At 38.1% G+C, this 12,147-nt stretch carries 13 protein-coding genes, 1 pseudogene and 1 riboswitch; of the genes and pseudogenes, 8 read left to right on the top strand and 6 right to left on the bottom strand.

Translation table 11 applies throughout. The annotated features are described in order from the left end of the window. The coding region (locus ACFW0C_RS08220; protein ID WP_378106770.1) for a transposase at window positions 1-550 on the bottom strand (550 nt) is incomplete at its 3' end. Between the two features lie 74 nt (window positions 551-624). On the opposite strand from ACFW0C_RS08220, the gene ACFW0C_RS08215 reads away from it, so the two are divergent. After that, a complete protein-coding gene (locus ACFW0C_RS08215; RefSeq protein WP_048729520.1) occupies window positions 625-837 on the top strand; it encodes a hypothetical protein in 213 nt (70 codons plus the stop codon). Between the two features lie 218 nt (window positions 838-1,055). Here the strand turns inward: ACFW0C_RS08215 and ACFW0C_RS08210 are convergent, their stop codons facing one another. The 5 genes and pseudogenes from ACFW0C_RS08210 to ACFW0C_RS08190 form a co-directional block, all read right to left on the bottom strand. After that, window positions 1,056-1,952, bottom strand: a complete 897-nt coding sequence (locus ACFW0C_RS08210; protein ID WP_270371669.1) for a macrolide 2'-phosphotransferase — start codon at window positions 1,950-1,952, stop codon at window positions 1,056-1,058. Window positions 1,953-2,037: 85 nt separating this feature from the next. Next, window positions 2,038-3,510 carry a ribosomal protection-like ABC-F family protein gene (gene abc-f, locus ACFW0C_RS08205; protein ID WP_270371668.1) on the bottom strand — a complete coding sequence of 491 codons (1,473 nt, stop codon included), beginning with the start codon at window positions 3,508-3,510 and terminating at the stop codon, window positions 2,038-2,040. A 394-nt stretch (window positions 3,511-3,904) separates the two neighbouring features. Next, window positions 3,905-4,099, bottom strand: a complete 195-nt coding sequence (locus ACFW0C_RS08200) for a hypothetical protein (RefSeq protein WP_378106769.1) — start codon at window positions 4,097-4,099, stop codon at window positions 3,905-3,907. Window positions 4,100-4,119: 20 nt separating this feature from the next. Beyond that, a complete protein-coding gene (locus tag ACFW0C_RS08195) occupies window positions 4,120-4,743 on the bottom strand; it encodes an HAD family hydrolase (protein WP_149358355.1) in 624 nt (207 codons plus the stop codon). A gap of 313 nt (window positions 4,744-5,056) precedes the next feature. Continuing rightward, a pseudogene (locus ACFW0C_RS08190) lies at window positions 5,057-6,375 on the bottom strand (IS1380 family transposase). A gap of 252 nt (window positions 6,376-6,627) precedes the next feature. Between ACFW0C_RS08190 and ACFW0C_RS08185 the strand changes: the two are divergent. From ACFW0C_RS08185 to ribE, 7 genes are all read left to right on the top strand, one after another. Then, window positions 6,628-7,011 (top strand): tautomerase family protein, encoded by a 384-nt coding sequence (locus tag ACFW0C_RS08185; protein WP_378106768.1) that lies wholly within the window; start codon window positions 6,628-6,630, stop codon window positions 7,009-7,011. Between the two features lie 99 nt (window positions 7,012-7,110). Further along, entirely contained in the window at window positions 7,111-7,650 is a 540-nt protein-coding gene (locus tag ACFW0C_RS08180) for a methylated-DNA--[protein]-cysteine S-methyltransferase (RefSeq protein ID WP_378106767.1), read from the top strand. 71 nt (window positions 7,651-7,721) lie between these two features. Continuing rightward, a complete protein-coding gene (locus tag ACFW0C_RS08175) occupies window positions 7,722-8,360 on the top strand; it encodes an endonuclease III domain-containing protein (RefSeq protein WP_378106766.1) in 639 nt (212 codons plus the stop codon). A 94-nt stretch (window positions 8,361-8,454) separates the two neighbouring features. Beyond that, window positions 8,455-8,576, top strand: a riboswitch (FMN riboswitch). A 119-nt stretch (window positions 8,577-8,695) separates the two neighbouring features. Next, window positions 8,696-9,790: a bifunctional diaminohydroxyphosphoribosylaminopyrimidine deaminase/5-amino-6-(5-phosphoribosylamino)uracil reductase RibD gene (gene ribD, locus ACFW0C_RS08170; protein ID WP_378106765.1), complete on the top strand. Its 1,095-nt coding sequence runs from the start codon at window positions 8,696-8,698 to the stop codon at window positions 9,788-9,790. Then, window positions 9,791-10,393 carry a riboflavin synthase gene (locus ACFW0C_RS08165; protein ID WP_338192627.1) on the top strand — a complete coding sequence of 201 codons (603 nt, stop codon included), beginning with the start codon at window positions 9,791-9,793 and terminating at the stop codon, window positions 10,391-10,393. Continuing rightward, window positions 10,394-11,590, top strand: a complete 1,197-nt coding sequence (locus ACFW0C_RS08160) for a bifunctional 3,4-dihydroxy-2-butanone-4-phosphate synthase/GTP cyclohydrolase II (RefSeq protein ID WP_378106764.1) — start codon at window positions 10,394-10,396, stop codon at window positions 11,588-11,590. A gap of 18 nt (window positions 11,591-11,608) precedes the next feature. Further along, the gene (gene ribE, locus ACFW0C_RS08155; protein WP_270371560.1) at window positions 11,609-12,082 is read left to right on the top strand and encodes a 6,7-dimethyl-8-ribityllumazine synthase; all 474 of its coding nucleotides are present in this window, start codon (window positions 11,609-11,611) and stop codon (window positions 12,080-12,082) included. Window positions 12,083-12,147: the final 65 nt, after the last annotated feature.

Raw genomic sequence — 12,147 nt, 5'->3', positions numbered from 1 at the left:
CACCGGTCAGCCCATCAAATGCGACTAATGGATGATAGCCATTCGTTCCATAATGAGCGTTGTAAGCTGTTTGTTCTTGGTTACCGAAGGTATCCGAATGCGTAGAATCCAAGTCGATAATCATGTTTGTATCATTACGCACTAGACGGGCTTTGTCGATTAATGTTTGATTGAGCTCCTGAAGTGTGAGGATTGTATCTTGTCCCACTCGATTAAAAAATCGTGAGATAGACGACTGAGAAGCTAATGGCTCGTCACTTGAAAGAGTCTGTAAAACTGGGTCATGTTGCAGAATATTTGTCGCAGAATCTGTATCATAACCTGCTATAATCTGCAGAATTAATTGCTTCAACAGTTTATGATTTGTATGTGTCCAATATTTTCGATCGTCTTGAAAGGTAACTATTTTTTCAGCGAGTTGAGTAAATTGGAAAACATCCATCATTTCATCTATAAGAACTAAGCCAGAATCACTGGATAAACGACCACCTGTATGAGAGACATGTAAATCATTATTGAATTTTGCAGCAGTTTCTTGTAAAGTAACCATTGAGAGAACTCCTTTCTATTGGTTGTTTGTCGTGAATTAACCATATCAGAAAGGGGTTCTTTTTTCATCACCTAATGGGTGATGGACAAGATGGAAGTCAAGCTTACGTAGCAGTGGGCGACGTTGTTTACGATGTTACAGATGCAGAAGGATGGGAAGACGGTGTCCACGAAGGTGGAATCGAAGCTGGAAATGTTTATGCTGAAGAAGACTTCGAAGAATCTCCACATGGTACAGAAGTATTAGATAACGTACCTATTGTAGGTACAGTGGATCGTGGAGAATAACAAATAAAATATTGTTAGAACTGGGACAAAAATTTTCAGTTTCTGAATAAACAAAGAGGCGTTCAAAATCTAAATAATTTTGTGACGCCTCTTTTATTTTATCGATTCATTGGAACCTCGTAAGAACAAACTAAAGTAGCTGTTGTCTCAGCCACTTTTTCAGTTTCTTGTCTAATCGTTATACTCGGTGATTTGTCTACTTTTCTATTTCAAAATCTTTATTGCTCATGACTAAACATTTGTTTAGCTAATTGATCGTACTCTTCTAAACCAGATATCATCGCAAATTCTGCAATTGTAATCCCTTGTGTAGAAAGAAGCTCCATAATATGCTGTTTCATCTTCGGCCATGTATAACCGCCCGCTTTATTATAAGCCTCAATTAACTCTTCCAGTTGATTTTCACCGAATAACATGTAAAATGCTGTGAAATCATTGGATACATCGGCAACTTTTGCTTCAGTCCAGTCAATTATTCCATTAATTTTAAACTGTTCATCAACCAGTGTATGTCCAGGGAACAGGTCCCCATGAATAAAGCCTGTTTCTTTTGGCCACATTTCTTCATCATCAATCCACTTCTGCCATCTTTCCCACAAAGACTTATTCACTTTATATCGATTATTTACTGTATCCATCCGTTCTTTCATGGATGTTTGAAGTTCTGCTGCAGACTGAACAGGAAGTCCTGCTGCTTTGGCTTTTTCTTTAGAAGCGCCATGTAAAGTAGCAAGCGCCTTTCCTAAGCTTTGAATATAATTCTCTGGAACCTTTTTAATATCGAAGACCCAATCCTGTTCTTGTGTTTCTATATCCGTAGTGACTGCTGGTTTTCCCTCTAATTTCTTGTAGGCAATCAATTCTTCTGTAAAAATTTCCCAATTTGGAACTTGAAAATCACTATCCAACTCATTTACAAGATCAAGAATACTTTTTTCAATTTGTACTTTTTCAAATACATCTTTTCTTCTAGGAATACGAAGTACCCATTCTGTACAATTTTCATCTGTTCCAAATACAACTTGGGAGTCTAATCCCATATTAATAAATTCTAGTGACGTTTCATCGATTTCTAAATGATGATGTCTAGCTAATTTCAAAACATTATTTTCCATATCCATTCACTCCTATTCAGATTTTTTCCTTTTAACACCAGACGCTTAAAAATAGCCCCTCATTCAAAATAAGGGCATCATGAGCTTAGTACTCAACCAAGTTTAATCGTTGATCTCTTATCTCCCATATCTGTTCGGCCACTCGTTCCATAAAATATTTATCGTGTGAGGTAAACAGAATCGTACCTTTGTAACTTTTCATCAATAACTCCAAGGCTTCAATTGTTTGTACGTCAATAAAATTCGTCGGTTCATCTAAGATAAGGACATTACTTGGATCTGTAAATAACTTCGCAATGACTAACCGAGTAACTTCTCCACCACTCAAATCGACCACTGATTTCTTTACAACTTCTATTTGATCAAAACCTAAGTTATTTAAAATGCTTCGAATAACCGGTTCCTCCAAATGTGAATCTTGTTTTAAATACTCTATCATTGTTTTGTCTTGTGATAGTTGGTAAGCCTTTTGTTTGTAAACGGAAAAGACGATTTTATTCGATAAGGTAATACCTTCCCCATCATTTACAATATACTCTAACAACGTTGATTTCCCAGACCCATTTGGACCAGTTATACCAATTCGTTTTCCTAATGGCAGTTGAAAACTCGCTTCGTCAAATAATACCTTAGAGCCCCTTTGAATCGTAACTTTGTGTCCCATAATCGGGAAGTCATTATGCATCTCTAAATTTTTAGGTTGTGGAAAGTTGATGACTTTTTCTTCCGCAACATTTTGAACCTCATCCAGTTGTTCTGTTCTTTTTTGTATGGCTTTCGCAGCTTTATGGGCTGCTTTTTGAACCGTATCTTTTTGTTTGGAAGAAGCCAGTCGATCAGGTTTTACAGCTTTGTTTTTCTGTTTAGTACTTACGCTGGCCATTTTTTCAACCTGCGCTTGTTTCTCTTTCGCCGCCTGTTCTAAACGTTGTTTTTCTTTTGTGAATTTTTCAAACGCATTTTGTTGTTCAATTAATTCTTGTTTTTTTAATGCTTGATAAGCAGAATAGTTACCTGGATAAACGGTCACTTTCCCGTTATTTACTTCCCAAATTGTGTCCACGACTTGATCTAAAAAGTAACGATCATGGCTAACTACAATCAGCGTACCATAATAGTATTTTAACTGATCCACTAGAAATTGAATGCCATCGGTATCTAAATGTGTAGTAGGCTCATCCATTAATAAGCCAAATTGGTACGTCGAAAAGTACTCTGCGAGGCGCAGCCGTGTTTGTTGCCCGCCACTGTAATTTTCAACTTCATGTTCTGGGAGATCTAAGCGCGATAAATACTCGGGGTCAATCTTCTCATAATCCGGCTTCATTCCTTCTTGAATTTGTTCATAATATTCAAAATAAATCGTACGATGAACTGTACCAATATCAGGTTTTAACTTTCCAGAAATAAGATTAAGCAAAGTACTCTTACCTTCTCCATTTCCACCAACGATTCCTATTTTTTCATTTTCGTAGACCTTCAATTCATCAATCGCTAAAATATCTCGACTCATAAAACTTTTTTCAACATTCTTTAATTCTAATACTAATTTATTCATGCTTTCTCACTCCTGTATATTTTATACCTGTTATAGCAACTTCATTTAGGCAATAAAAAATACAGGTCAAAGTCTTATCGGCTTTAATCTGCATAAATGATCTTATTATGAGCGTATGAAAAGACAGTTACCCCTCTATGGGTCAAACAACTGTACGTTTAATGAAAAGCCCAATACAGAAAACTTAAGCATGACAAAAAGGCCAATCTAATCGATAAGATTGATCTGCTTCTTATTGCCATCCTTAACGTAATCTCATTGAGTTAATCATTTTTTCAACGCTCCTCTGTTGTAATGTATTCATAATATATCACAACTGTTTTCGTTTCTCAAGAAATTCTTAAGAAAAAGTCTATTTCTACACCATTAAATATTATTCTTCGTCTTTATTTTTTTATTGTTTTTCTTTCTTTTCTACTTCTTTTTTATTGGCCCCTTCAAATGCAGCGCCTAAGGTAATTCCAATCGCCACAAATGCCATATTATCTAATGCAATACCTAGAGCGACGCCCAAGGTTATACCGATTGCCATTCCAGCACCTGTATATTTATAGCCTTTCTTTTTGTCTTTATCTTTTTTTGTCATCATAAAGCTCTTTAGAAAGTCTGTTATGTTTGTATCCAGTCTATAATATCTATTGGTTGTTTGAAAATATAATCTGCTGAGTCAAATTTTTCTGTTGTTTTTGCACCCCATAATGCAAGTCCGAATTTGATTCCTGCTGCTTTCGCACTTTGCATATCGTAGATTGAATCACCTATATATATTGTTTTGCTTGGTGGAGCATTTAGCCGCTCCATGCATGACAGCAACGGTTCAGGGTGTGGTTTGTGTTTCGTTGTATCATCCGCAGTAATCATCTCTTCAAAATACGAACTAAGCCCTAACGGATCAAAGGTATCAACCATTCCCTGTTTAGTTTTAGATGTAACAATGCCTAATTTGATTTTTCTTTTTCCTAAATGGTCAATGACAGTTTCTAAATCTGGAAATAATGTTGCATCTTTTGAATACTCTGTTTCCAATTGAGCCCATTTTGAATGAATGCGATCAACCTCTGGGATATTCAAGCGATTCAAAGTCTCTTTGCCCGGAATACCTAAAGCAAAGCGTAAATTCCCTAGTTTATACTGCCGTCCTTCTTCTTTTAGAGTTTGTTGCAGAGAATTTAAGACTGCTTTTTCCGTGTCTAAAATAGTTCCATCCACATCGAAAATGATATAGTTGTACATCTCAAGCCCCTTGTCTATTCTTTATTTTTAACAGTAAACATCTTTTTGGAGTCGCTGCATCGTATGCCATGTAGACATTTTGTTTATAGTATTTCGGTTAAGTTTAATAGTCCGTCCTGAATAATTCATACCTCTAATTTCAGAGGCCAGTTTATTATGTTTCTGTTATATTTTGCAGTTTTTCTATTATATACATTGAGATATTTCAATTTTTTGATTCTATTCGTTGATTACTCGAGAAATTCCAGGATAACTTGAATTTTGGGCGCACTTCTCCCTGGGCATTGTTCATTTTTTTTAAAATGAATATTTATTAAATATACTGTCGAATCCCTTGGATTCGCCTGAATGTATTATAAAACTCGGCCTGATAAACGTGCGAACTTGAGAGCTTCAAATACATTTGTCTAGCTGTACGGACGATTTTTCCTGCTACTTTGAATAACCGAAGTCGGATGGTATTCACTTGAGCCCTTTCCAATTAGAATCAAAACAGCTTGTACGTAAGAAATTCACCAAATTATAAGCCAGTAGACTAATCATCATACGGGATTCGTTTGCTAGAAATCCTGGACTATCAGTTTTATCGAAAAAGAAACCGTTCTTGGCTTCTTTAATGTAATTTTCCATGGTGCCGCGTTTATTGTAAGTTTCAAACACGCTTTTCGCTAAAATGTTTTCAGAAAGATTAGTCACAATAAAGGCATGGCTAAAAAGTAATTCACCGACTTCTCGTGTCGAACGAATGCAAACACGACGAGGCTTTGTCCATGAAGAAGCTTGATAGGAAACTGAGTGATAGTAAACTTCTTTTTCATCCCAAGGATGATTATTATCATAGAACACAAATTCTTCTGCCAAGCGGTATAAGTTTCGATTGGCTTTGAGTCGAATGACGTAGTAATTGTCATGTATATCGCATAGATTGTAGACAGCCGGCGTTGCAAATCCACTATCTCCACGTACTAGGATATCAGTCGTTGGAACCGTTTGGTTATAGTGTTCTAACAGTGGTTTAAGAAATGCTTTAACCCCATTGGAAGTATATTGATTACCTGAACGGAGTTTAGCTTTTAAGAAGTCACCGGTCAGCCCATCAAATGCGACTAATGGATGATAGCCATTCGTTCCATAATGAGCGTTGTAAGCTGTTTGTTCTTGGTTACCGAAGGTATCCCAATGCGTAGAATCCAAGTCGATAATCATGTTTGTATCATTACGCACTAGACGGGCTTTGTCGATTAATGTTTGATTGAGCTCCTGAAGTGTGAGGATTGTATCTTGTCCCACTCGATTAAAAAATCGTGAGATAGACGACTGAGAAGCTAATGGCTCGTCACTTGAAAGAGTCTGTAAAACTGGGTCATGTTGCAGAATATTTGTCGCAGAATCTGTATCATAACCTGCTATAATCTGCAGAATTAATTGCTTCAACAGTTTATGATTTGTATGTGTCCAATATTTTCGATCGTCTTGAAAGGTAACTATTTTTTCAGCGAGTTGAGTAAATTGGAAAACATCCATCATTTCATCTATAAGAACTAAGCCAAAATCACTGGATAAACGACCACCTGTATGAGAGACATGTAAATCATTATTGAATTTTGCAGCAGTTTCTTGTAAAGTAACCATTGAGAGAACTCCTTTCTATTGGTTGTTTGTCGTGAATTAACCATATCAGAAAGGGGTTCTTTTTTCATCACCTAATGGGTGATGGACAAGACGGAGTTAAAGTTTGTTAAATCAACATTAGTTAGCGTTAAAAGAAAAACTATGAATTATTCAGGTATGACAAACATTCTAAAAATTGATGTAATTTGAAACTAGCATTTTAATTCACTTTATATATAATAAGGATATCAATGATATAAGGAGCGTGTGCATATGCCATTAGTGAGAATCGATCTATTAGAAGGTAAGACTGCAGCATTTAAAACGCAATTAGGTGAGTTAGTTTACGAATCTATGCTTGAAACAATTGGCATCCCAGAAGAAGATAAGTTTGTAGTTGTTAATGATTTAAAAGCTGAAGAACTGATATTTTCTACCAATTACCTACGTATTGACCGTACAGATGGTATCGTAATCATTCAAATCACAATGAATGAAGGGCGTACAACTGAGGTAAAGAAAGCTTTATACAAGACAGTTGCTGATAAATTAAATAGCCAATTAGATATTCGCAAAGAAGATGTCTTTATCAACTTAGTTGAAGTAAATAAAGAGAACTGGTCCTTTGGTAATGGTATTGCACAGTACGCAGAATAAATAGCATTACTATAAGTACATAAAAGCCATACCCTAGCTATCCCCATCTTTTTTTGAGATAGCTAGGGTATCTGTCATCTTAGCCCAGGAGGGATTACCGTGTATTACAAATCATCTTACACCTCACCACTCGGCCAAATTGCTATCGTGAGCGACGATAAAACCATTAAAGGCGTGTGGTTTTCTGATCAAAGATATTTTGGTGGTAAATACGACTTACAGACTATGATGGAAGGAGAAACGCCAGCGACAAAGCAGGTCAAAAATTGGTTAGATGCTTATTTTGCTGGTGAAAACCCAACTCTTGACCCAAACATTCTAGACCCAGAAGTAACGTCTTACCGTAAGCAAATCCTGAACGCACTGATTCATGTCCCTTACGGACAAACGACTAGCTATAAGGAATTAGCGGATCAAGCTGCTTTAAACACTCCTGGCAAAAGGGGCTCAGCTCGTGCAGCTGGCGGGGCTGTTGGCCACAATCCCATCTCGATTCTAATCCCATGTCACCGGGTTGTAGCCACTAACGGTGCATTAACTGGTTATGCAGGTGGTATCGACCGCAAAATTGCTTTGCTGGCTTTGGAAGGGTTTGACCAATCCAAGCTAGCTAACCGCCAAGTGTATGTGTGGCGATAATAGACACCCATTCATTTATACATAAAGATGCAAAGAAAAATATCACATAACGGAAAATTATTTAGGATGAGATGATGGATAAATTAGCTATTAGAAAATTATACGATACCTTATTAAAAGAAATGGGCCCTCAAGGTTGGTGGCCCGCAGATAGTAAAGCAGAAATCATTTTAGGTGCTATTTTAGTACAGAACACTAATTGGCAAAATGTGGATAAATCTTTAACCAATTTAAAATCAGCAACCGCTTTTTTGCCTGAAGAAATTTTAAGATTACCTGTAGCAGAATTGGAAGAATTGATTCGACCTAGTGGCTTTTACCGCAACAAGGCGCGAGCAATTCAAGCCAGTTTCCAATGGTTTGATAACCACAAATGGGATTATCAAGCCATGCAGCATGAATACGGAAAACAGTTACGAAGTGAAATCTTGAAATTACACGGGGTAGGGTTTGAAACAGCTGACGTATTTCGCGTTTTTATATTTGATCAACCGGCATTTATCGCTGATGCCTACGCTAGGCGATTATTTAGTTGGTTGACCGGACATTCATATCCAACCTATCAAAGCCTATACCAAGAGATTAACTTACCGGATGACTTCACTTATGAAGAAGCCCAGGAATTCCATGGCTTAATTGATGAGTTTGGGAAACTATACTTGGGTAAAAATGGCCAAGTAAAGGAAAATTTTTTATCCACTCACCAATAATAAATACCCTATAGTATATATTTTTTACTTAAAAAATACATTTGGGTTTACATTTTCTTTTTAATACCGTATGATATCTCCATAAACATTCAAATAAAATCTTCAGGGCAGGGTGTGATTCCCGACCGGCGGTAAAGTCCGCGACCTCCTTTAATTAGGGGCTGACTCGGTGTAATTCCGAGACCGACAGTAAAGTCTGGATGGAAGAAGAGTAGAATCAAAATAAACGAATACTATAAGTCTATAGTTTATTTGTGTGCCCTAGGAATCTTATTTCTAGGGCTTTTTTTCGTCACTCTGACTGGATTATTTGTTGTTTAGGAAAGGATGAGTGAATGAAAGACTATATGCAAAAAGCGCTAGATCTGGCTAAGCTAGGTCAAGGTTGGACCAAGTCTAACCCCATGGTAGGTGCAGTCATTGTGAAAAATGATCAGATTCTTGGCCAAGGTTACCACAAGCAATACGGCGGTCTCCATGCGGAAAGAGAGGCCTTAAAGGATGCCAGCGAACAAGGGCATGATGTAAAAGGGGCAACTATGTACGTCACGCTGGAACCTTGCTGTCATTTTGGCAAGACACCACCTTGTACCCATGCCCTTATAGAGGCGGGTATTGAAAAAGTGGTGGTTGCTGCAACCGATCCGAATCCACTAGTTGCTGGAAAAGGGATCCAGGAATTAAGAACCCATCAGATTCAAGTGGAAACAGGTCTCCTTGAAAAAGAAAGCCAGAACTTGAACCGTAAATTCAATTATTTTATGACCCATCAACAACCCTACATCACCATGAAGTATGCCATGACATTAGATGGTCGAACAGCCGCTTACACTGGGGATTCCCAGTGGATAACGGACAAAACTGCACGTGACCATGTCCATTACCAACGCCACAGTAACCAAGCCATTATGGTTGGCATAGGGACTGCGCTTGCTGATGATCCAGCCTTAACAGTTCGAATTGACGACTTTGAGGGGCTTAATCCTATCCGTATTGTTTGTGATAGTAGCTTGAAGCTCCCCTTAACCAGCCAATTAGTCAAAACTGCTAAGGAAACACCCACAATTATTGCGACAACTAATCAGAATCCACAAGCTCACCAAGCCTATCAAGCAGCGGGCTGTCAGCTATTGGTTGTGAATGCAAAAAATGGCAAGGTAGATTTAGTAGATTTAATCATACAACTTGGGCAACAAGGTATTCAAAGTATCTATGTTGAAGGCGGATCAAAACTAAATGCTTCGTTACTTGAAGCTGGGTTAATCCAGGAAATCCACACTTATATTGGACCTAGAGTCATTGGCGGTTTTGACCAGTATAGCCCTATCAGTGGTTTCGGTTTTCCGCAGATGGACCAAGCACTTACAAGTACTATTCAGGCAATCACACCATTAGGTAAAGACCTTTTGATAGAAAGTAGGGTAGATTAAATGTTTACAGGAATTATCGAAGATATTGGCCGCATTGAAAGTATCGAGGCCATCAACAATGATGCAGGACTTCTTTTAACCATTGCCTCAAAAAAAATAGTATCCGATGTCAATCTAGGTGACTCTATTAGTGTCAACGGTATTTGTCTTACTGTGACGAATTACTCCGATACCAATTTCCAAATTGAAGTAATGCCAGAAACGATTGCGAAAACGTCTTTAGAAGGAATTACTAATAATAGCCGCGTGAATCTTGAACGGGCGATGAAAGCCAACGCGAGATTTGGTGGTCATATTGTAAGTGGCCATATTGACGGTATTGGTAAAATCACCGCAATTGAAGCGGATGGCATTGCTAATTGGTACACGGTTCAAACAAGTCAACCATTAATGCGCTATATCATCATGAAGGGGTCTATTGCTATTGATGGGACAAGTTTAACGGTTGCTGGCGTTGAAGGAGATACATTTAAAGTATCAATCATTCCTCACACGAGTCAACAAACAATTTTTTCAACCTATCAAGTAGGAACTATTGTAAATTTAGAAAATGATATTGTCGGCAAATATATTGAGCAATTTACAGTGAAGGAGCGGGTATAGATGGATTTTTCAACAATCGAAGACGCATTAGCAGCTTTACAAGCAGGTCAAATCATTATGGTTTTGGATGATGAGAATCGGGAAAATGAAGGAGATTTAATTTGTGCAGCTGAGTTTGCAACAACTGAAAACATCAACTTTATGGCCACTCATGCTAAAGGTTTAATCTGTCAGCCAATGAGTCAAGCAGTAGCTAGTCGGTTGAATTTGTCGCCGATGGTGAATGATAATACAGACCCACATACAACCGCATTTACGGTATCTATTGACCATAAAGAGACAAGCACAGGTGTATCCGCAGTTGAACGCGGGTTAACCATGCGTGAAGCAGCAAATCCGGCTAGTCAACCCAGTGATTTTAACCGTCCGGGACACGTTTTCCCATTGGTAGCGAAAGAAAATGGTGTCTTAGAACGGAACGGTCATACAGAAGCAACGGTTGACTTGATGAAATTAGCTGGACTGAATCCAGTGGGTGTTTGTGTAGAAATTATGCGCGATGACGGTACGATGATGCGCCAAGCCGAACTCCTAGACCGGGCTACTGAGTGGGATATGCCAGTCATCACTATCAAGGCGCTTCAGAACTACCGGATGAAAACTGAGCGTCATACCCACCATGTATCACAAGCTAAGATGCCGACCAAATTTGGCGATTTCACTATCCATACTTTTATCAACGAGGTAGATAATCAAGAACATGTAGCTTTGGTAAAAGGGGATGTTTCAGGTAAAGGACAGATCCTAACGCGCTTGCATTCTGAATGCTTAACGGGAGATGTGTTGGGCTCCAACCGGTGTGACTGCGGAGAACAATTACATGAGGCTCTACGGAAAATCAACGAAGCTGGCCAAGGTGTCCTCTTATATTTAAGACAGGAAGGTCGCGGTATTGGGTTGATCAATAAAATAAAAGCCTACCAATTACAAGAAGAAGGACTGGATACTGTAGAAGCTAACCATGCCCTAGGATTCCCAGATGATTTAAGGGAATACCATACGGCTGCACAAATGTTGGAAGAACTGGGTGTAACATCCATTGACCTTATGACCAACAATCCTGATAAAATCGCACAATTAGAAGCATCTGGTATCCAAGTAGCGAACCGCGTAAGTATTGAAATGGCTGCTAATCCGGATGATGAAAACTACTTAATCACTAAAAAAGTAAAAATGGGTCACTTATTAGACTTATAAAATACGGAGGAAAATAATATGAACATTATTCAAGGAAAATTGTACAACGGAGAAGATATTAGAATTGGGATTGTCATTGCTCGATTCAATGATTTTCTGACTAAAAGCTTACTAAGTGGTTGTGAAGATGGCCTTACGCGTTCAGGTGTTTTGACAGAAAATATCGACGTAGCTTGGGTGCCGGGTGCCTATGAAATCCCGCTTACAGCCGCAACGATGGCTGAAACAGGTAAATATGATGCCATTATTACGCTTGGTGCTGTGATTAGAGGGGCTACAAGTCATTTTGATGTGGTTATTAACCAAGCTTCAAGTGGGGTCACCCAAGTAGGTTTAACCCACAAATTACCGGTCATCTTTGGTGTCTTAACCGTTGAAAACATCGAACAAGCTATTGAACGCTCTGGTACTAAAGCTGGTAACCTTGGGTTTACTTATGCAACGAATGCTATTGAAATGATTAATTTATTCAAAGAAATTAAACAACAATAAGTCATTAATCCATATGAAAATATCTCTAACAGCATAAGGCTAGCTTTAATTTTTAATCATGGTAA

The sequence above is a fragment of the Aerococcus sp. NPDC058936 genome, assembly GCF_042741995.1.
GTDB lineage: Bacteria > Bacillota > Bacilli > Lactobacillales > Aerococcaceae > Aerococcus.
This window is presented reverse-complemented; position numbering and strand designations above follow the sequence as displayed.